Here is an 18,704-nt window from a genome sequence, read left to right as displayed (position 1 = left end):
CGCGGCGCCCATCAGCTCAGTACGAGCGGTCGTGCGTCCCCACTCGGGCCTCGTGCCGCCCGGCGCTCCGCACCGTCGGCACCCGGATGAGCACGCTGCCGCTGAGCAGGTCGTGGTCGTCGTCCGCCGGTGACGGGGCCTGTTTCGGCAGGCGCGCCTGCCGTTCGTACTCGGCTTGGGTCTCGTGCCGGGTCGGTGCGAACACCTCGTCCAGCATCCCGACCATGCCTCCGGATCCACCGCTCCGCTGGGATTTGTTCGACAGGTCGATCCACCCCATGCGATCGGCGATCCACACCACGACGGCCACGGCGGCCACCGCCCCCAGGAAGATCAACCAGTTCACGGCAGCGACGCTACGTGGGCTGCGCGGCGAGCGGATCAGCCGCGCGGGGGATTCTCATCATCCACACGTCTGGTTCATGAGGTCGAGGCGCACACTCGAACCAGCGGCGGCCGGGACGTCCCCCCTCAGCTCCGGCCGTCGCGTCCATCGTCCATCGGAACGGGGCTCACGGCACCCGCTCGAGCCACTCCTTCGTCGCGAACTTCGTCCGCACCAGCTCCTGCGCCCGCTCCCGCTCGGCCTGGGTGATGTGCCCCTCGGTCGCCCCGTACAGGCGGGTGAAGGTGCCGATCAGCCGCTCGATGATCTCGGCGCGGGACAGCCCCGTCTGCGAGCGGAGCGGGTCGACGCGCTTCGCGGCGCTGGTGGTGCCCTTGTCGCTCATCTTCTCGCGCCCGATGCGCAGCACCTGCACCATCTTCTCGCCGTCCATGTCGTAACTCATGGTGGCGTGGTGCAGGAGCGAACCGGTACCGAGGCGCTTCTGTGCGGCACCGCCGATCTTCCCCTTGGTCGAGGTGATGTCGTTGAGCGGCTGGTAGTACGCCTCGATGCCGAGCGACTTGAGCGCCTCGATCACCCATTCGTCGAGGAACGCGTACGAGTCGGCGAAGGTCATGCCCTGCACCAGGTCGGACGGCACGTAGAGCGAGTACGAGATCACGGCACCGGCGTCCATGAACATCGCGCCGCCGCCGGAGATCCGTCGGACCACCTGCACGCCGTACTTCTCGGCGCCGGCGGGGTCGACCTCGTTCTTGAGCGACTGGAACGAGCCGATCACGACGGCTGGCTGGTCCCACTCCCAGATGCGCAGCGTGGGACCGCGACGGCCTGCACCGACCTCTTCGGTCAGCACCTGGTCGAGCGCGAGGTGCTCGTTCGGGCTGATCGGCCCCTCGTGCACGATCTGCCAGTCGTGGTCGCGCCAGGTCGAGGCCCGCGACAGCGCGCGGCGCACCGCGACGCCGACGGACTCGGGCGTGAAGCCGAGCAGCACCGCATCGGTCGGCAGGGCCGCCCGCACGGCTGCGGCGATGCCCGCGGCGTCGGTGGTGGCGGGGAGCCCGTTCACGGCCGCGTCGATGAGCGGCAGCGCGTCGTCGGGTTCCAGGAAGAAGTCACCCGCCAGGCGGAACTGCTGGATCGAGCCGTCGACGACCTCGAGGTCGACGACGACCAGCTTGCCTCCGGGGACCTTGTACTCACCGTGCATGCCGCAACCCTATTCCGGACGGCCGACTGCCCGGCAGTGGGCCGGCCGTCACCCGGTCGAGCCACGCGACCAGGTCGCCGATGACCTCTGCGCGGTTCGTCTCGTTGTAGACCTCGTGCCGCGCGCCCTCGTACACCTGCACGGTCACGTCGGACAGCCGGCCGCGTCGGCGGTACGCCTGCGCCAGACGCTCGATCGAGCGCGGACCCCCGAGGGTGTCGTCGGAGCCGACCTGCAGCAGCATCGGCAGGTCGTGCGGGATCCCCCGCCGCGGCACCCCGAGCAGCCGGAGGGTGTCGGCGAGCCCGAACAGCCCGATGACGTCGGCCTCGACCGCCAGGGGGTCGAGCGCCATCGCGTCGATGATCGTGCGGTCGCGGGTGAGCCACTCGTACTTGGTGGGTCCCGACCCCGCGTGCCGTGCGTTGAGGTCGCCGCTGTTCATCCAGCCGGGCAGCCGGTAGGCGCTCGCGGACAGGACGACGCCGTCGTAGCGGTCCGACGAGGTGTTCACGATCCGCTGCGCCATGAGCGACCCCCACGAGTGCCCGAGGAGCACGAGCGGCAGCCCGGGTTCGTCGGCCCGCGCGACCGCGCTCATCTGCTCCACCGCGGCGATCGCCGCACGCAGGCCGCCGGGGCCGAGCCGACCGAGCTTGGCGTGGTCGCCGTCCCACTGGGTCAGGCCGGTGCGTCCGTGCCCGCGGTGGTCGTTCGCGTGCACGGTGTAGCCGGCGCGCACCAGGTCCTGCGCGAGCGGTTCGTACCGGAGCCCGTGCTCCCCGACCCCGTGCGCGATCTGCACGACACCCTTCGGCCGTGCCGCACGCCAGGTCGAGTAGACGATCTCGACGCCGTGGGCGTCGGTGAACGAGGCGTCGCCGCGAGCGGCGGAGAAGGTGGGCACACTCGCATCCTTTCAGACACTGCCATCCTCGCAGACGCGCTCCATCCCGGACCTGTTCACCCGGCGTTCACGCAGGGGGTTCCGGGCGGGCCTAGCGTCCTGCGCATGGACGTCATCGTCATCGTCACGCTGGTGATCGTCGTGGCCCTCGTGTTCGACTTCACGAACGGCTTCCACGACACCGCGAACGCCATGGCCACGTCGGTCGCCACGGGAGCACTCAAGCCCCGGACCGCCGTGCTCATCTCCGCCGTGCTCAACGTGGTCGGCGCGTTCCTGTCCACCGAGGTCGCCAAGACCGTCTCGCAGGGCATCATCCGTGAGGGGCAGGACGGCATCCACATCTCCCCCACGATGATCTTCGCGGGGCTCGTCGGCGCGGTGCTCTGGAACCTGGCGACCTGGTACCTCGGGCTGCCATCGTCCTCCACGCACGCGCTCTTCGGCGGGCTCATCGGCGCCTCGATCATCGGGGCCGGTCTGAACTCGATCAGCTGGGCGACGGTGGTGTCGAAGGTCGTCCTGCCAGCGCTGCTCTCCCCGGTCATCGCCGGGGTGATCGCCCTGGTCGCGACGTACCTGGCGTACGTGCTCACGAAGAACGCGACGACGCACGGTGCGGCGACGGGGTTCCGGCACGGGCAGACGATCTCGGCGTCGCTGGTGTCGCTCGCACACGGCACGAACGACGCGCAGAAGACGATGGGCGTCATCACGCTGACCCTCATCGCCGCGAACTACCAGGCCGCCGGCACCGGTCCGGCGCTCTGGGTGATCCTGGCCTGCGGGCTCGCGATCGGCCTCGGCACGTACATGGGCGGCTGGCGGATCATGCAGACCGTCGGCAAGAAGATCTCCGACGTGCAGTCGCCGCAGGGCTTCGCCGCCGAGACCAGCTCCGCCGCGACGATCCTCATCTCGTCGCACCTGGGCTTCGCGCTCTCGACGACCCACGTGACGAGCGGCGCGGTCGTCGGTTCGGGGCTCGGCAAGAAGCTCGCCGACGTGCACTGGTCGGTCGTCGGCCGCATCGTCGTCGCGTGGGTGATCACGCTGCCCGCCGCTGCGGTGGTCGGGGCGCTCGCGACCTGGCTCGCGTCGACCTCGGCCTTCGGGCTGGTGCTCGTCGCGGTCCTCGCCCTGGCCGGCGGGCTCACCTTCTCCGTCCTCGCCAAGCGCAAGCCGATCTCGCACGAGGACATCACCACCGAGTCCGGGCCGGCCGAGCAGGCCGAGCCGCAGCCGACCGGCGCGACGAACTGAGGGGAACGACGATGGACATCGACTTCACCGCGATCGGCACGGTCGCCGGCGTCGGCTTCGTGGCCGCCGTGGGCCTGGTGCTCGTGTACACGCTCGGCCTCCGGTTGCTCGGGACGGGGCAGCCGGACGACGCGGGCGGCGAGCGCACGCAGTACTCCGACGAGACCCCGCGCTCCGGGCACACCCCGCCGGCGGCACTGGCGGGAGCCGTGTTGTGCTTCGCGCTGTGCATCGCCGCGGTGCTGGCGGGCATCTGGTTGACGATCCCCCAGTTCCACTGAGGACGTTCCTTCCCAGAACACCCGCGATGGTTGGTGGAATCGGGCGTCCCTGGTCAGAACTTCCGACCAGGTACGCCCGTTCCGACCAGGCACGCCCGATCCGACCAGGTACGCCCGTTCCGCCCAGGTACGCCCGATCCGACCAGGCACGCCCAGAACCCCCGCCTGGGATGATCGACGGGTGACCACCCACCACCACCTCGACGCCACGGTCGACTCCGCCGTCGACGTCTTCACCGCCGAACGCCAGCCGGTCCTGACCGTTGAACCGGGCGACACGGTGACGGTCCGAACCCTGAGCGCCGCGGGCTACACGGAACGCCAGCCGGGCCCGGGCCTGGACGCCCCGACCCTGATCGACCCGCGCCGGGGCCACTGCCTGGTCGGGCCGATCGCCGTCGCGGGAGCACGTCCGGGGATGGTCCTGGCGGTGCACTTCGACGACCTCGTGCCCGACGACTGGGGCTACACGGCCTCGGGCGGGGTCGACTCCCCGGTGAACCGCGCGCTCGGCCTGACCGATCCGGCGTCGCGCGGCCCGCTGCTCTGGGACATCGACGTGCCCGCCGGTGTCGCCGTGAACCAGCTCGGCCTCGGGGTGCGGACGGCACCGTTCCTCGGCGTCGTCGGCGTCCCGCCCGAGCCCACCGGGGAGCACTCGACGATCCCGCCCCGCACGGTCGGCGGCGGCAACATCGACTGCCGCGAGCTGATCGCCGGCTCCACCCTGTACCTGCCCGTGACGGTGCCGGACGCCCTGCTCCACGTCGGCGACGGGCACGCGGCCCAGGGCGACGGCGAGGTCTCCGGGACGGCGGTCGAGTGCGGCATGACCACGACGATGACCCTGACGCTCCTCGACCGGGCTCCGGTCGAGGGTGTGCACGCCGACACCCCCGCCGGACGCATCACCTTCGGCTTCGATGCCGACCTCAACGTCGCGACGGCCACGGCGCTCGACCGGATGGTCGACTGGATCGCCGGGCTGCACGGGATCGGCCGCGCCGAGGCACTCGCGATGGCGAGCGTGGCGGTGAGCATGCGCATCACGCAGGTCGCGAACCGCACGTGGGGCGTGCACGCGCTGCTCCCGCACGACGCGATCCTGACGGACGCGCGGCACTGAAGGACGGGAGGCCCGCCCAGCGCGAGCCGACCGGCGCACGCTGGGCGGGCCTCCCGTCCGACGGTCCTTCCCATCGCACCCGCGCTGGAAAGCGGAAACGGGCGTACCTGGTCGAAAGAACCGACCAGGTACGCCCGGAACGACCAGGTACGCCCGGAACGACCAGGTACGCCCGTTTCGACCCGGCACGCCCGGAACGACCAGGTACGCCCGTTTCGACCCGGCACGCCCGGAACGACCAGGTGCACCCGAGCCGTCAGTGGGCGGAATAGCCGCCGTCCACCAGGTGGTAGCTGCCCGTGATGAACGAGGCCTTGTCGCTCAGCAGGAACAGCACGAGCGCGGCGACCTCGGCGACGGTGCCGAGCCGCTTCGTGGCGTGCTCGTCCTCGAGTGCCGCGACTGCCTCGGGCGAGAGCGACTTCCGGAGCATCGGGGTGTCGATGAACCCGGGGCCCACGGCGTTCGTGCGGACGCCCTGCGACGAGTACTCGAGCGCGGCGACCTTGGTCAGTCCGGCGAGCGCGTGCTTCGAGGTGACGTACGCCGCGTTCTGGGCCATCCCGACCACGCCGAGCACCGACGCCATGTTCACGATCGCGCCACCGCCGGCGGACACCATCGCGGGGATCTCGTAGCGCAGCCCGTAGAAGACGCCGTCCAGGTCGACCGCACGGACGCGGTCCCAGGCGGCGATGTCGTACTCGCCGATCGGCTGCGGTGCCGCAGCGATGCCGGCGTTGTTCACGGCGAGGTGCAGCGCGCCGAACGTGTCGACCGCGAACTGCACCATGCGCTCGTTGTCCGCGGCGACCGCGGAGTTCGCCTCGAACGCGCGAGCGGTGCCACCGGCCTCCACGATCGACGCGGCGACGCGCTCGGCGCCCGCCAGGTTGATGTCGGCGACGACCACCGTGGCGCCCGCCGCTGCGAGCTCCTTCGCGACGGACTCGCCGATGCCGCTGCCACCACCGGTGACGACGGCGACCTTGCCCTCGAACTCGGACATGTTCTCCTTCTCTCTCGGCAACACGTGTTGTCTAAGAGCACGGTACACCCGAAATCCAGTTCGTTCGCTGAACTAATGAGCTAGGCTAACGACCGATGACCGACGCCACCGACCTCCGCATCGCGGTGAACAGGCTGTCCCGCACACTCCGTGCCCAGAAGGCCGACTCGAGCGTCACGGACGCGCAGTTCTCCGCCCTCGCCCGACTGCACCGCGAAGGCGCCATGACCCTGGCCGACCTGAGCCGACAGGACGGCGTCACCCCGCCGTCGATGACGAAGACCGTCGCGGTGCTGGTGGAGCGGGGCCTGGTGTCCAAGTGCGGGCACGGCGACGACCGCCGCAAGGTGCTGCTCGGTGCGACACCCGCCGGAGCCGCCTTCGTCGAGGAGACCCGACGCCGCCGCGACGGCTGGCTCTCCCCGCGACTCGCAGCACTCACCGCCGACGAGCGGAGCACCCTCGCCGACGCCACCGAGATCATGAGGAGGCTGGCCCAGCAGTGACCGCCATGTTCCGCTCCCTCGCCGGACGCAACTACCGCATCTGGTTCGCCGGGGCCCTGGTGTCGAACGTCGGCACCTGGATGCAGCGCACCGCCCAGGACTGGATCGTGCTGACCCAGCTCTCGGACAACAACGCCGTCGCGGTGGGCATCACGATGGCCCTGCAGTTCGGCCCCCAGCTGCTGCTCCTGCCGCTCACCGGGCTCGCCGCCGACCGGTTCGACCGCCGGAAGATGCTCATGCTCACCCAGGGCCTGATGGGACTGCTCGGGCTGGGACTCGGCGTCATGGTCCTCACGCACACCGCCACCCTGCTCGCGCTGTACGGCTTCGCCCTGGCACTCGGCATCGTCGCCGCGTTCGACGCCCCGATCCGGCAGGCCTTCGTCTCCGACGTCGTGCAGGGCGAGGACGTCTCGAACGCCGTCGCCCTGAACTCCGCGTCGTTCAACGCCGCACGCCTGATCGGCCCCGCGGTCGCCGGTGTGCTCATCGCGGCGATCGGCTCCGGATGGGTGTTCGTCATCAACGCCGGGTCGTTCCTGGCCGTCCTGCTCGCACTCCGGTTCGTCGACCCCGCCCAGCTCGCCGAACGGGTCCGGGCGGGCCGCGGCAAGGGGCAGATCGTCGCCGGCTTCCGGTACGTCCGCACCCGACCGGACATCGTCGTCGTGCTCTGCATGATCTTCGTCGTCGGCACGTTCGGCGTGAACTTCCCGATCTTCACCTCGACGATGGCGCGGGTCGAGTTCCACCAGGGCGCCGGCGAGTTCGGGCTGCTCAACTCGGTGATGGCGATCGGCTCGGTGCTCGGCGCGCTGCTGTCCGCCCGCCGGGACAAGCCGCGGATGCGCACCCTCGTCCTCGCCGCCGGCGGGTTCGGGCTCGCGTGCACGGCCGCGGCCCTCGCTCCGACGTACTGGACCTTCGCGATCGTGCTGGTGTTCGTCGGGCTCGCGTCCCTGACCTTCATGACCACGGCGAACGCCCTGGTGCAGACCACGACGAAGCCCGCGATGCGCGGTCGCGTGATGGCGCTCTACATGGCGATCTTCGCGGGCGGCACCCCCATCGGCGCCCCGCTCGTCGGTGCCGTCGCCGACGCCTTCGGCCCGCGCTGGGCGATCGTCGTCGGCGCCGCCTCGGGCTTCGTCGCACTCGGGATCGCGCTCGTCTGGCTCGTCCGGTACCAGCGGGTCCGGCTGCGCTACGACGCCGACTCGCGGCTGCACCTGGCGATCACGCACGCCGTGCCGGTGGTCGGCTCACGCGCGGCGCTCCGCCGCGAGCTGGAACGCGACGAGGCGCTCGCCGACCGCTCCAGCGCCGTCTGACGGACCGGCGGGTCGCCCTGCCCGTCGGCCGACGGCCAGTGACGCACCGACCGTCGGACGGGAGGCCCGCACCGGCGCCGCCACGGGCCTCCCGTCAGACGCCACCCGGGCCCACGGCCGCGGTCACGACGCGCGGACCAGCCGCCTTCCGCCACACGCCCCCGGTCGGCTCAGAGGACGGGAGCGGACGACGCGAAGACGCGTTCGTCGAGGGCCGCGGCGACGCGGTCGGCAGCCACCGCCAGCCGTTGCCCGACGTCACCCGCCACCGCGAGCGCCGACTCCTCGGGGATGCCGTCGAGCAGGGCGCGGACCTCGTCGAACCCGGCGACCTCGTCCGCGACGCAGGACGGGGCGACGTCGGCCAGGCACTCGGCCGCGCGGTGCACGGTGAAGCGCAACGACCGCGGGCTGTGGGCGTCGAGGAGCAGGAAGGCGGCGGCGTCGGACGGCACCGGTGGGTGGTCGCGTCCGCGCAGGAAGGCCTCGCCCGCGCCGCACGCCCGGAGCGCCGCCGTCCACGAGGTGACCGCGTCCGGCTCGAGCAGCCGCGACGCCAGCAGCCGTGCGGTGGAGGCGCAGCGGGTGAGTGATCGCCCGAGGGTGAAGAACTCCCACACCTCGTCACGGCTGGCGTCGCCCTCGACCACCCCGATGGCGAGGGCACTGCGCTCCCGCACCCAGCCGAGGAACTCGTGCGCACGGTCGGGGGCGATCTTCCGGGGCATCCGCGACCGCGTGACGTCGAGGCAGTCCCAGAGCTCGCTCGAGACGACCTCGCGGGCACGGCGTGCGTGGTCGCGGGCGACGGCGACCGCGGCGGCGATGGACGCGGGTTCGTGCCGGTCGAGCGCGAGGGCGTCGACGGTGGCGGCGCGGTCCGGGTCGTTCGCGGGGCCGGTGGTCCCGATGACGCTGCGGAGCTCGGTGGACACGAGCCGGTCGTCGTCGAGGGTGCCTGGTTCGCGGCGGGCGACGTAGACGTCGAGCAACCGTGCGACGACGTCGGTGCGCTCCACCGCGCTCCCCACGTGGAAGACGTTCCCCGCGAGGCGGCTCAGCACGGCTGCTCCTGCATGTCCAGAACCTAACGAGCCAGCGTTGCCGGGGTGTTACAGAACCGCGTCACGGGTGTTGCAGGTGTCCCGTCTCCGCGCTCGCTAGACAATCTAACTAGAGCGTCTAGCATTGGGGCATGACGTCCGAGGTGATGACCAGCACCGCGGGGTACTGGTACGAGGACTCCGCGGTCTCCGCCGTGGACGTCCTCAACGCCCTGCGGCGGTACCGGACGGCCGAGAGCGCTGCCCAGCGCCGAGCGCGCGAGGCACTGGGGATCGGCGAGAACGCACTGCTGGCGCTCCGGTTCCTGATCGACGCCGAGCACGACGGCCGCACCGTCAACGCGAAGGACCTCGCCGAGCGGCTCGAGATCACGGCGGCGTCGACGTCGGCGCTCGTCGACCGGCTCGTCCGCAGCGGTCACGTCGAACGGCACGCCGACCCGAACGATCGCCGTGGCGTGATCCTCACCGCCACCGGCACCTCGATGCGGCACGCGCTCCGGGTCATCGAGGAGCTCGACGCCCGCGCGCTCGAGGTCACCGAGCACCTGCCGAGCAACGAGATGGCCGTCGTCGTGGACTTCCTGGACGAAATGGTCCGCGTCGTGGACGAGCTCGACGGCGGGTCGGACCACCTCCGTCGCGCGTAGCCTGGTCTGCATGGACCCTCGCGGCGAGCACCACCCCGAGGACGACATGCCGTTCGCCGAGCTCGACTCGCGAGCCCGTGCCGACGCAGCACTCCGACGCATCCAGGCCGGGTCCGATCCGGCTCGTGAGGCGTTCGACCTCGCCAACACCATGAACGACGAGGCCGTGGGGCGGCTCACGAAGCGGCTTCGGCGGTTGTTCCGTCGGGGCTGATCGATCGGCCGATCCGTGCGTGCGCGTGCGGGTGCGGGTGCCCGTGTGTCAGAACGCGGTGCCGACCGCGGCGATGTCGTCGCCCCCGTGCCCGGCTGCGCTGGCATCGGCGTAGACGCGCCCGAGTGCCTCGAGCAGCGTGGTGGACACCCCGGCGGTCCGGGCGGCATCGGTGATGAGTCCGATGTCCTTCCGCAGGCCGTCGAGTGCGAACTGGGCGGGGAACTCGCGGGCGATCATTGCGGCACCCTTGGTGTGGGCGTAGGCGGAGTCGCTCGCGCTGCCCTCGATCGCCTGCAGGAACAGCGCGGGGTCGAGCCCGAGTGCCGCCGCCAGAGCCAGGGACTGCCCGGTCGCCGCGGTGATCGACGCGATCCAGGCGTTCGCGGCGAGCTTGAGTGCGGTGCCGTCGCCGACGTGGTCGCCGGCACGGACGGTCTTCGCGCCGATCGCGTCGAGCACGGGGTCGACACGGTCCAGCAGGTCCGCGGGGCCGGCCGCGAGCATCGTGAGCTTGCCCTGTTCCGCGGGGGCCTTCGTGCCGAGCATCATGGCCTCGACCAGGGTGATGCCGTACTTCTCGGCCAGTTGCACGACCGTCGCGGTGCCGTCGACCCCGATCGTCGAGGCCTGCACCCACACGGCGTCGGTCGGGGCGTCACCAGCGGCCTGCTCGAGGACATCGACGACCGCATCGGTGTCGAACAGGGTGAGCAGGACGACCTCGGCGTGCTCGACGGCACTGCCCGGGTCACTCGCCACCGTTGCGCCGCGGTCCCCCAGGGGTGCGGCCTTGTCGGCACTCCGGTTCCAGACCGTCACCTGGTGGCCGTCACGGAGCAGCGATCCAGCCACGCCGGCGCCCATCGCACCCGTCCCCAACACCGTCACTCGCACGTGCGTCTCCGTCCTGGCGCGGCTCCGTGCCGCGACCGTCCCGACGCTACGCCCGCCGCCGTCAGAGGAGGCCGCGAGCCTGCAGCCAGGCGGCCGGGTCGATCGGTGTGCCGGCCACGATGACCTCGAAGTGCAGGTGGGCGCCGGTCGAGACGCCCGTGTTGCCGACGGCCCCGAGGCGTTCCCCCGCGCGGAGGACCTGGCCGGGGCGGACGTCGATCGCCGACAGGTGCCCGTACCGGGTCGCGGTGCCGTCGGCGTGCTGCAGGAGGACCTGGTTGCCGTAGCCACCGAGCACACCCGCCGAGACGACCCGGCCGCGCAGCGCGGCGACGACCGGGGTCCCGATGGCCGCGGCGAAGTCGACCCCCTGGTGGTTCGACGAGCATGCCGCGCAGCCGACGACCCAGCGGGAGCCGAAGCCACCGGCGTCGGGGACCGCACCGACCGTGGGGCGGACGGCTCCACCGGTCGGGCCCGAGCCACCGGGGACCCGGAGGGCTGCCGCGGCACGACCCACCGAGAAGTCGTCGCGGCCGGCGGTCGGCCCGGACGAACCGTCGGCGACGAAGTGCTGCATGCCGGCCGATGCCGACGTGGCTTCCGGAGCGGCCGGAGCGGCGACGGCGGTCTGCGGGGAGCCGACCGCGACGAACAGGCACGTGACGGCGGTCACCGCCGCGGCGGGCAGTGTCCGCCGGGCGGGGATCCGGAACGACGCGAGACGGCGGCGCGCGGGAGCGGCGGCCTGCGTGGGCCGGGTCGGCCGCGCGGCCAGCGTGGACCGGGTCGGCCGTGCGGACTGCGCGGGCCGGGTGGAAGCCGGGGTGGCGGGAGGGGGCACCGCCACCCCGGCGGCTCGGAGGGGCCCGGGCTGTGCAGCGTGCCGTGCACGGCGCAGCGGGGGCTCGGTCGGTCGGTCGGCGGTACGGCGCTCGGCACCGCGCGGGCGCCGGGGCAGACCGTCGTCGAGGGTCGTCATCGTGCGGTGACCGGCCCGGTCAGACGCGGACGACGCCGTCACGGGCGATCCGGTCCAGCTCGCACACGACGGCGTCGACGACAGCGCGGGTGATCGCGTCGGCGACGGTCTCGACCAGGACGAGGTGCTCGGGACGGATCGTGACCTCGGTCACGAGGGCCGATGCCACCCGCACCGGGATCTCGTCGATCGCGGCGACGAGGGCGGCCGGGACCAGCGTGGAGTCACCCGGGCGGACGGGCGCGGACATCGGCGAGGTCGGCACCGGGGTCACGACGGCGAGCGCCGGCGACGGGGTGGAGTGCACGGTGGAGTGTGGAGCGTCGGCCTGATCGCGACGCTGGGCGATGGAGTCGAAGAGCGGGGTGGAGGACATGCTGCGGACGGTCCGATCTGGATGTCGTGGCTGGTCGTTCTCGGGCGACCGGCGATGGCGGCGTGCCGAGCGGCACGTCCGCCATTCAACCATCGATATTTCAGATGTGCAATAGTGACCGGACAGTCGCCGCGATCAGTCCGGGTCGACGGCGGCCGCGGTCGGGTCGTCCGGCTGCAGCGCACGACGGACCCGTTCCACGATCGTCGCGGGCGGGTTGTTGTAGGCGTTCGCCGGCTCCTGGCCGCTGAGCTCCTGGATCGCCGCCATCACCGCATCGGTCGCGTGGCGCCGAGCACGACCGGACGACGCCTCGCCGAAGGACGACAGGTCGATCGGCTGCCCGAACTCGATCGTCACGCGGGCGAGCTTCGGCAGCCGGGACCCGACCGGCTGCACGTCCTCGGTGCCGGTGAGCGCGACGGGCACCACAGGGGCACCGCTCGTCAACGCCAGCCACGCCACTCCAGTTCGGCCCTTGTAGATCCGGCCGTCGAGCGAGCGCGTGCCCTCCGGGTAGATCGCGAACGCCTCGCCCTCCTGCAGGCGTGCCAGACCGAGGTCGAGGGCCTGCTGGGCCGCCGCACCCGCGCCACGCTCGACCCCGATGGCGCCGATGCCACCGAAGAACGCCCGCGAGACGGCTCCCTTGAGCCCCGAACCCGTGAAGTACTCCTGCTTCGCCAGGAACGACACCTTGCGCGGCGCCATGAGCGTGATCGCGGGCGAGTCGATGAACGAGCGGTGGTTGCTCGCGAGGATCACCGGGCCGCGCTTCGGGACGTTCCGACGACCGATGATCTTCGGCCGCCACAGCAACCGGGCGAGCGGGGTCACCACCGCGCGACTGAGCACGGTGGCGAACTTCGTCGAACCGGACACCGGACCTCCTCGTGGTGGCGAGCTACCGAGTGTAATGAGGCGCGCGGAGGGCACATGCCCGGAACGGCATGCAGTGGTGGAAGGGGGCGTCAGTCGGCCGCGGCGACGACGTCGAGGACCGCTCGCCCGTACCGCTCGAGCTTCGCCGCGCCGACGCCGGAGATCTCGCCGAGCTGGTCGACGTCGGCCGGGCGGACGGCGGAGATGCCCCGGAGCGTCGCGTCGTTGAACACCACGTACGCGGGGACGCCCTGCTCGCGGGCCTCGGCAGCACGCCAGGCACGCAGGGCCTCGAACAGGCCGACGGCTTCCTGCGGCATGTCGGTGACGACCGTTCGTCGACTGCTGCGGCCGGCCCGCGGCGCCTTGACCGGGTCGCGACGCATCCGCACCTGCACCTTGCCGGTCAGGACCTCGGCGCTCGTGGGACTGAGGACGACCGTGCCGAAGCCGTCGCCCGACACCGCCGCGTAGCCCTGGGCCAGCACCTGTCGTGCGACCGCTCGCCACTCGCCCTCGGACAGGTCGGCACCGATGCCGAAGGTCGCCAGGGTGTCGTGCTGGAGTTCCTGCACGCGGGGCGACCGCTTGCCGATCAGGATGTCGACGAGGTGCGAGACGCCGTACCGCTGGCGGCGCTCACGCTCGAGCCGCACGACGGTGGACAGCAGCTTCTGCGCGGGGACGGTGCCGTCCCACGACTCCGGCGGCGCGATGCACGTGTCGCAGTTGCCGCACGCCGTGCTCTCCTGCCCGAAGTACGCGAGCAGCCGCACCCGGCGGCACTCGATCGTCTCGCACAGGCTGAGCATGGCGTCGAGGTGGGCGCTGAGCTGCCGACGGTGTGCGGCGTCGCCCTCGGACTGGTCGATCATCCGCCGCTGCTGCACGACGTCGTTCAGGCCGTACGCGAGCCACGCGGTGGCCGGCAGCCCGTCACGACCCGCACGGCCGGTCTCCTGGTAGTACCCCTCGACCGACTTCGGCAGGTCGAGGTGCGCCACGAACCGGACGTCCGGCTTGTCGATGCCCATGCCGAACGCGATCGTCGCCACCATGACGACGCCGTCCTCGCGCAGGAATGTCGACTGGTTGCGGGCACGCACCCGGGCGTCGAAGCCCGCGTGGTACGGCAGGGCGTTGATCCCCTGATCGGCCAGGGCGGTCGCGGTGCGCTCGACGGAGTTGCGGGACAGGCAGTACACGATGCCGGCGTCGCCGCTGTGCTCCGTGCGGATGAAGGTGAGCAGCTGCTGCAGCGCGCCGGTCTTCGGTTCGATGCGGTACTGGATGTTCGGCCGGTCGAAGTCGGCGACGAAGTGCGCGGCGTCGTCGAGGCCGAGCCGGGCGGAGATCTCGCGGTGGGTCTGCGGCGTGGCGGTGGCGGTGAGGGCGATGCGCGGCACCGTCGGCCACCGCTCGTGCAGGACGCTCAGCTCGAGGTAGTCCGGGCGGAAGTCGTGCCCCCACTGGGCGACGCAGTGTGCCTCGTCGATGGCGAACAGCGAGACGCGCGCCCGGTCGAGGAGCGCACGGGTGGACTCGAGCCGGAGCCGCTCGGGCGCGAGGTAGAGCATGTCGACCTCGCCCTGCACCACGGCACGCTCGACCCGGGACCGTTCGTCGGGGCCCTGCGTGGAGTTGAGGAACGCGGCCCGGACGCCGTTCGCGGCCAGGGCGTCGACCTGGTCCTGCATGAGGGCGATGAGCGGCGAGACCACGACCCCGACGCCGTCACGGACGAGCGAGGGCACCTGGTAGCAGAGGGACTTGCCACCACCGGTCGGCATGAGCACCAGGGCGTCACCACCGGCCACCACCTGGTCGATGATGGCCGCCTGCTCGCCGCGGAAGTCGTCGTAGCCCCACACACGGTGCAGCACGTCGAGCGCAGCGGCACGGGGTGCGGACACGGCAGCGGGAGCAGGCACGGCAGCGGACGCGGGCGTGGTGCTCATGCCACGAGCCTACGGGCGACCGGCGACACCCACCGCACTGTCCACAGCACCGTCCGTGCCGGAGCCGGCACGGTGGTCGGAGCCGGCCACGTCGTCGGCGCGGGCCGGCGTGGTCGCCCAGCCCGTGCCTCCCGGCCGGGTCCAGCGGACGCCGCCCGCCCAGGCCGGGGTCACACCGCGGAACCGGGGCGCCTCGTGGCCGGCGAACCGGCGGTCCAGCCCCCGCCACCACGCCAGGAACTCGACCATGCCCCAGAACGCGAGCGACGTGACGAGGGTGACGAGCGTCCCCTGCCACGTGCCGTTCGCGTCCGACGAGGTCAGGTCGACCTTCGACCAACCGGGCGCCTGCAGCACGAAGATCATGATGTTGTTGAACGCGTGCTGCAGGACCGTGGCCTCGAGCCCGCCGGTCCGGAGGACGATGATCGCCGCGATCAGGCCGAACGAGCCGACGTCGAGGATGCCCCAGACGTTGTAGCCGTTCGGGATGTGCAGCACCGCGAAGACGACCGTCGAGACCGCCACGGCGATGATCGTGCCGACGCGACGCGGGATCCACGACGCGACGGTCTGCATGAGGAAGCCGCGGAAGATGTACTCCTCGGCAGCGCCCTGGAACGGGACGAGCAGGACGACGAGCACGATCGTCAGGGTGAGGGTGCCGAGCGAGACAGTCGACTGGCCGATCGCGTCGTGGTTCCAGGCGAAGCCGCCGTCGGTCGTGATCATCCCGCCGTCCCAGAACAGGCCGGTCTGCCAGACGAACATGAACGCCGCGATGACGAGCGTCGGCAGCAGGCACCACGCCGTCCAGGCCCACCGGACCCGGAACCGCGTCGACGACAGGATGCCGGCCGGTCCGATCCGCGCGATCTTCACGGCGAGCAGGACCCCCGGCAGCAGGACCACGAGCGACACCAGGGTCAGCGAGAGGGTCAACGGGTCGGTCGGGTCGAGGGCACCGCTCTGCAGGTCGTCGAGCAGGCCGTAGAGCCCGGACGCGCCCCCGACCGCGGCGACCGGGATGAAGTAGGCGACGGTGATCAGCACCTGCGACACGAGGTACCACCCCGCCAGGAACGCGAGGGCGACGAGCGGCCGCCACCACCTCCAGCGCGCGTCGATCCGGGGCAGGCGCTGGTAGGGAACACTCACGCACCGCAGGGTACCGGGCCGGGCAGGATGGGAGCCGTGCTCACCGTCCTGTTCGGCCTGTCCGGCGCGATCGTCTACGGGTTCGCCGACTTCCTGGGCGGACTCGCCTCGCGCCGGGTCCGCCCGGTCGTCGTCACCGCGGTGGCCGCCGCGATCGGGATCGTGCCGCTGCTCGTCGGACTGGTGGTCCTCGGCGGCGTGTTCTCGTGGCCGGCCGCGGTCTGGGGTGCGGTTGCCGGCCTCTCGGGCGGCATCGGGGTGCTGCTGCTCTACGCGGCACTCGCGATCGGCCCGATGAGCGTGCTCTCCCCCGTCACCGCCGTCTTCGCGGCCGTCGTGCCGGTGCTCGTCGCGGTGTTCCGTGGCACGGTGCTGTCACCCGTGGCCACCGGCGCGCTCGTGGTCGCGGTCGTCGCGGTGGTCCTGGTCGCGGTGGTCCGGGACGCCTCGGGCGCACGGCTCACCGCCCGGGGCGTGGTCGCGGCCGCCGTCGCCGGGTGCGGCTTCGGCGGGATCGTGCTGGCCTACGACATGACGCCGTCCGACTCGGGCATCGCACCTCTCGTGGTCGCGCGGGTGCTGCAGGCGGTGCTGCTGGGTGCGGCGGCGATCGTCGTCGTACTCCGGACGGGAGGCCCGGTGTCCGCCCCGACGTCGGCCCGCCCCGACGGGGCTGCCGCGACCCCCGGGCGTCGGTCGGGTCGAGGATGGGGTCCACGGCTGCTGGTCACCGTGGCCGTGTGCGGCGTCTTCGACGCGATGGCGAACGTGTTCATCCAGGCGGGACTGCACAGCAGCGACGATCCGGCGACCCTGCCCGTCGTGAGTGTGCTCAACGCGCTCTACCCGATCGGCACGGTGGTGCTGGCCGGGGTGGTGCTGCGGGAGCGGTTGACCGCGCAGCAGTGGATCGGCATCGTGCTGGCGTTCGTCGCGTCGGTGGCGCTGGCGTTGGCGTAGCGCGCGGTCAGGCGTCGGGGATGAGGCGCTTCCCGAGCGAGACCGTGCGGTCGTCGGTGTAGCCGAGGGACGCGTAGAACCCGAGCACCTGCTCGTTGCCCGCACGCACCTGCAGGTTGAGCTTCGGGCAACCGAGGTCGGTCAGGAGCCGCTCGAACTCGGCCATCAGGGTGCGACCGAGGCCGGAGCCCTGCAGGTCGGGGCGCACGGCGAGGTAGTTCACCCAGCCGCGGTGCCCGTCGAAGCCGGCCATGCCCGCGGCGACCACGCCGGCTTCGGCGGTGTCGGTGTCGGTGTGGGTGTCGGTGTCGTCACCGTCGGTGGCGTCCGGCTCGGCGACCAGGAAGAGCTCGGGCTGGACCGTCAGCTTGCGGGCGATGTCACGTCGGGGGTCGTTCCAGGGTCGGACGAGCCCGCAGGATTCCCACAGGGCGACGACCGCGTCGGTGTCCTCGGTGGCGAAGGGGCGGATCCGGTACTCCATGCCCCCACGTTAACGGGGGTGGGGAGAACGTCGTCACCGGCCTGTCGTCGTGATCTGATAGACCTGTCCGACCACCCAGCCGATCAGGAGCCCCGTGACCGCACACGACACCATCCCGTCGCGCCGCAGCGCACGGGACGACGAAGCCGGCTCGCGGTCCCGGCGTTCCCCGCGCAGACGCCAGACGGTCGGCGGCGCGATCGTCTCGCTCATCGCCGAGTTGCTCATCATCGCGGGCGCCGGCACCGGCCTGTACGTGGTGTGGACGGCGTGGTGGACCGACGTGGTCGCCGTGAACGAGCAGACGAAGCTCGTGCAGGGCCTCGACCAGGTCAAGACCCCGAAGGTCGAGGGCACCGAGCACCGCGGCACCGCACCCGTGCTGGACGAACCGCCGGCGCTGTCGGACGTGTTCGGGACGATGCAGATCCCCCGGTTCGGCAACGACTACAACCGGCCGATCGGCGAGGGCACGGATCGTGAGAAGGTCCTCAACACCATCGGGCTCGGGCACTACCAGGGCACCGCGATGCCCGGCGCCCCCGGCAACTTCGCCGTCGCCGGACACCGGGTCACCTACGGCAAGCCCCTCAACCAGATCGCGGAACTGCAGAAGGGCGACTCGGTCGTGGTCCGGGTCACCGACGCGAAGACGAAGTTCGACGTCTGGTACGTCTACAAGGTCACCGACAGCCAGATCGTCACGCCCGACAAGATCGAGACGATCGCGCCGGTGCCGAACAAGCCCGGCGTCGAACCGACCGCCCAGGACCGCTGGCTCACGCTGACCGCCTGCCACCCGATGTGGTCGGCGGCGGAGCGGTACGTGACGCACGCGAAGCTCGACTACTGGATGCCCGCGTCCGAGGGCACCCCGAAGGAACTCTCGGAGACCGCCAAGTGATCTTCCCCCTGGTCTGGCGGCTGCTGCCCGGCCCCACTGTCCTGAAGGTGCTCGAGCTGCTGGTCCTGCTCGCAGCGATCGTGTTCGTGCTGTTCCAGTGGGTGTTCCCGTGGATCGCGGCGGACATCCTGCCGCCGCCGGACGGCACGGTGGGGGCCACGCCCACCCCGTAGCGCCTGGTCTGGTC

22 protein-coding genes are annotated in these 18,704 nt (G+C 71.8%); 10 read left to right on the top strand and 12 right to left on the bottom strand.

Annotation, left to right across the window (positions count from 1 at the left end; translation table 11 throughout):
• Positions 1 to 16 precede the first annotated feature (16 nt).
• The 3 genes from ABRP24_RS07295 to ABRP24_RS07285 all read right to left on the bottom strand — a co-directional run bounded on the left by ABRP24_RS07295 (position 17) and on the right by ABRP24_RS07285 (position 2,469).
• The gene (locus tag ABRP24_RS07295; protein WP_051596634.1) at positions 17 to 346 is read right to left on the bottom strand and encodes a hypothetical protein; all 330 of its coding nucleotides are present in this window, start codon (positions 344 to 346) and stop codon (positions 17 to 19) included.
• 166 nt (positions 347 to 512) lie between these two features.
• The gene (locus ABRP24_RS07290; RefSeq protein ID WP_301625342.1) at positions 513 to 1,562 is read right to left on the bottom strand and encodes a biotin/lipoate A/B protein ligase family protein; all 1,050 of its coding nucleotides are present in this window, start codon (positions 1,560 to 1,562) and stop codon (positions 513 to 515) included.
• Positions 1,552 to 2,469 carry an alpha/beta hydrolase gene (locus ABRP24_RS07285; protein ID WP_349847006.1) on the bottom strand — a complete coding sequence of 306 codons (918 nt, stop codon included), beginning with the start codon at positions 2,467 to 2,469 and terminating at the stop codon, positions 1,552 to 1,554. Before ABRP24_RS07285 ends, ABRP24_RS07290 begins: the two co-directional genes overlap by 11 nt.
• A 105-nt stretch (positions 2,470 to 2,574) precedes the next feature.
• Between ABRP24_RS07285 and ABRP24_RS07280 the strand changes: the two genes are divergently transcribed.
• From ABRP24_RS07280 to ABRP24_RS07270, 3 genes are all read left to right on the top strand, one after another.
• Positions 2,575 to 3,732, top strand: a complete 1,158-nt coding sequence (locus ABRP24_RS07280; protein ID WP_138802610.1) for an inorganic phosphate transporter — start codon at positions 2,575 to 2,577, stop codon at positions 3,730 to 3,732.
• Positions 3,733 to 3,743: 11 nt separating this feature from the next.
• Positions 3,744 to 4,013: a hypothetical protein gene (locus ABRP24_RS07275; protein WP_071248265.1), complete on the top strand. Its 270-nt coding sequence runs from the start codon at positions 3,744 to 3,746 to the stop codon at positions 4,011 to 4,013.
• 181 nt (positions 4,014 to 4,194) lie between these two features.
• Positions 4,195 to 5,139: an acetamidase/formamidase family protein gene (locus ABRP24_RS07270; RefSeq protein WP_232750432.1), complete on the top strand. Its 945-nt coding sequence runs from the start codon at positions 4,195 to 4,197 to the stop codon at positions 5,137 to 5,139.
• A 256-nt stretch (positions 5,140 to 5,395) separates the two neighbouring features.
• On the opposite strand, the gene ABRP24_RS07265 is transcribed toward ABRP24_RS07270, so the two are convergent.
• Positions 5,396 to 6,148, bottom strand: a complete 753-nt coding sequence (locus ABRP24_RS07265) for an SDR family NAD(P)-dependent oxidoreductase (RefSeq protein WP_349847008.1) — start codon at positions 6,146 to 6,148, stop codon at positions 5,396 to 5,398.
• Positions 6,149 to 6,243: 95 nt separating this feature from the next.
• On the opposite strand from ABRP24_RS07265, the gene ABRP24_RS07260 reads away from it, so the two are divergent.
• Positions 6,244 to 6,654 carry a MarR family transcriptional regulator gene (locus ABRP24_RS07260; protein ID WP_349847011.1) on the top strand — a complete coding sequence of 137 codons (411 nt, stop codon included), beginning with the start codon at positions 6,244 to 6,246 and terminating at the stop codon, positions 6,652 to 6,654.
• A 5-nt stretch (positions 6,655 to 6,659) separates the two neighbouring features.
• Positions 6,660 to 7,988: an MFS transporter gene (locus ABRP24_RS07255; protein ID WP_348522468.1), complete on the top strand. Its 1,329-nt coding sequence runs from the start codon at positions 6,660 to 6,662 to the stop codon at positions 7,986 to 7,988.
• A 170-nt stretch (positions 7,989 to 8,158) separates the two neighbouring features.
• On the opposite strand, the gene ABRP24_RS07250 is transcribed toward ABRP24_RS07255, so the two are convergent.
• The gene (locus ABRP24_RS07250) at positions 8,159 to 9,052 is read right to left on the bottom strand and encodes an alpha-E domain-containing protein (RefSeq protein ID WP_051596633.1); all 894 of its coding nucleotides are present in this window, start codon (positions 9,050 to 9,052) and stop codon (positions 8,159 to 8,161) included.
• 131 nt (positions 9,053 to 9,183) lie between these two features.
• Between ABRP24_RS07250 and ABRP24_RS07245 the strand changes: the two genes are divergently transcribed.
• Together ABRP24_RS07245 and ABRP24_RS07240 are read left to right on the top strand one after the other, a co-directional pair.
• Entirely contained in the window at positions 9,184 to 9,702 is a 519-nt protein-coding gene (locus ABRP24_RS07245; protein ID WP_071248276.1) for a MarR family winged helix-turn-helix transcriptional regulator, read from the top strand.
• Between the two features lie 10 nt (positions 9,703 to 9,712).
• Positions 9,713 to 9,916 (top strand): hypothetical protein, encoded by a 204-nt coding sequence (locus tag ABRP24_RS07240; RefSeq protein WP_027465064.1) that lies wholly within the window; start codon positions 9,713 to 9,715, stop codon positions 9,914 to 9,916.
• Between the two features lie 48 nt (positions 9,917 to 9,964).
• Here the strand turns inward: ABRP24_RS07240 and ABRP24_RS07235 are convergent, their stop codons facing one another.
• The 6 genes from ABRP24_RS07235 to ABRP24_RS07210 all read right to left on the bottom strand — a co-directional run bounded on the left by ABRP24_RS07235 (position 9,965) and on the right by ABRP24_RS07210 (position 16,169).
• A complete protein-coding gene (locus ABRP24_RS07235) occupies positions 9,965 to 10,801 on the bottom strand; it encodes an NAD(P)-dependent oxidoreductase (RefSeq protein ID WP_301604708.1) in 837 nt (278 codons plus the stop codon).
• A gap of 73 nt (positions 10,802 to 10,874) precedes the next feature.
• Complete coding sequence (locus tag ABRP24_RS07230; RefSeq protein ID WP_349847018.1) at positions 10,875 to 11,795, bottom strand: M23 family metallopeptidase; 921 nt, start codon at positions 11,793 to 11,795, stop codon at positions 10,875 to 10,877.
• Between the two features lie 19 nt (positions 11,796 to 11,814).
• A complete protein-coding gene (locus tag ABRP24_RS07225) occupies positions 11,815 to 12,171 on the bottom strand; it encodes a hypothetical protein (protein ID WP_071248283.1) in 357 nt (118 codons plus the stop codon).
• A 135-nt stretch (positions 12,172 to 12,306) separates the two neighbouring features.
• Positions 12,307 to 13,053, bottom strand: coding sequence for a 1-acyl-sn-glycerol-3-phosphate acyltransferase (locus ABRP24_RS07220; protein WP_027465061.1), 747 nt, complete (start codon positions 13,051 to 13,053; stop codon positions 12,307 to 12,309).
• An 89-nt stretch (positions 13,054 to 13,142) separates the two neighbouring features.
• The gene (gene recQ / locus ABRP24_RS07215; protein ID WP_349847020.1) at positions 13,143 to 15,011 is read right to left on the bottom strand and encodes a DNA helicase RecQ; all 1,869 of its coding nucleotides are present in this window, start codon (positions 15,009 to 15,011) and stop codon (positions 13,143 to 13,145) included.
• 9 nt (positions 15,012 to 15,020) lie between these two features.
• Positions 15,021 to 16,169 (bottom strand): CPBP family intramembrane glutamic endopeptidase, encoded by a 1,149-nt coding sequence (locus ABRP24_RS07210; RefSeq protein ID WP_349847023.1) that lies wholly within the window; start codon positions 16,167 to 16,169, stop codon positions 15,021 to 15,023.
• Between the two features lie 36 nt (positions 16,170 to 16,205).
• Here ABRP24_RS07210 and ABRP24_RS07205 point away from each other — a divergent pair, with 36 nt between their 5' ends.
• Positions 16,206 to 17,129, top strand: a complete 924-nt coding sequence (locus ABRP24_RS07205; RefSeq protein ID WP_349847025.1) for an EamA family transporter — start codon at positions 16,206 to 16,208, stop codon at positions 17,127 to 17,129.
• Positions 17,130 to 17,136: 7 nt separating this feature from the next.
• Here ABRP24_RS07205 and ABRP24_RS07200 read toward each other — a convergent pair whose 3' ends face one another.
• Positions 17,137 to 17,613: a GNAT family acetyltransferase gene (locus tag ABRP24_RS07200; protein WP_349847027.1), complete on the bottom strand. Its 477-nt coding sequence runs from the start codon at positions 17,611 to 17,613 to the stop codon at positions 17,137 to 17,139.
• Between the two features lie 94 nt (positions 17,614 to 17,707).
• Between ABRP24_RS07200 and ABRP24_RS07195 the strand changes: the two genes are divergently transcribed.
• On the top strand, positions 17,708 to 18,517 hold the full coding sequence (locus tag ABRP24_RS07195) for a class E sortase (RefSeq protein WP_231495642.1): 810 nt from the start codon (positions 17,708 to 17,710) through the stop codon (positions 18,515 to 18,517).
• Positions 18,514 to 18,690 (top strand): hypothetical protein, encoded by a 177-nt coding sequence (locus tag ABRP24_RS07190; RefSeq protein ID WP_155896771.1) that lies wholly within the window; start codon positions 18,514 to 18,516, stop codon positions 18,688 to 18,690. Before ABRP24_RS07195 ends, ABRP24_RS07190 begins: the two co-directional genes overlap by 4 nt.
• Positions 18,691 to 18,704: the final 14 nt, after the last annotated feature.

Source organism: Curtobacterium sp. WHRI 8282 (assembly GCF_040223925.2).
Lineage (GTDB): Bacteria > Actinomycetota > Actinomycetes > Actinomycetales > Microbacteriaceae > Curtobacterium > Curtobacterium flaccumfaciens.
Note: the sequence above shows the minus strand (reverse complement) of the source record. Positions and strands in the feature narration are given on the sequence as shown.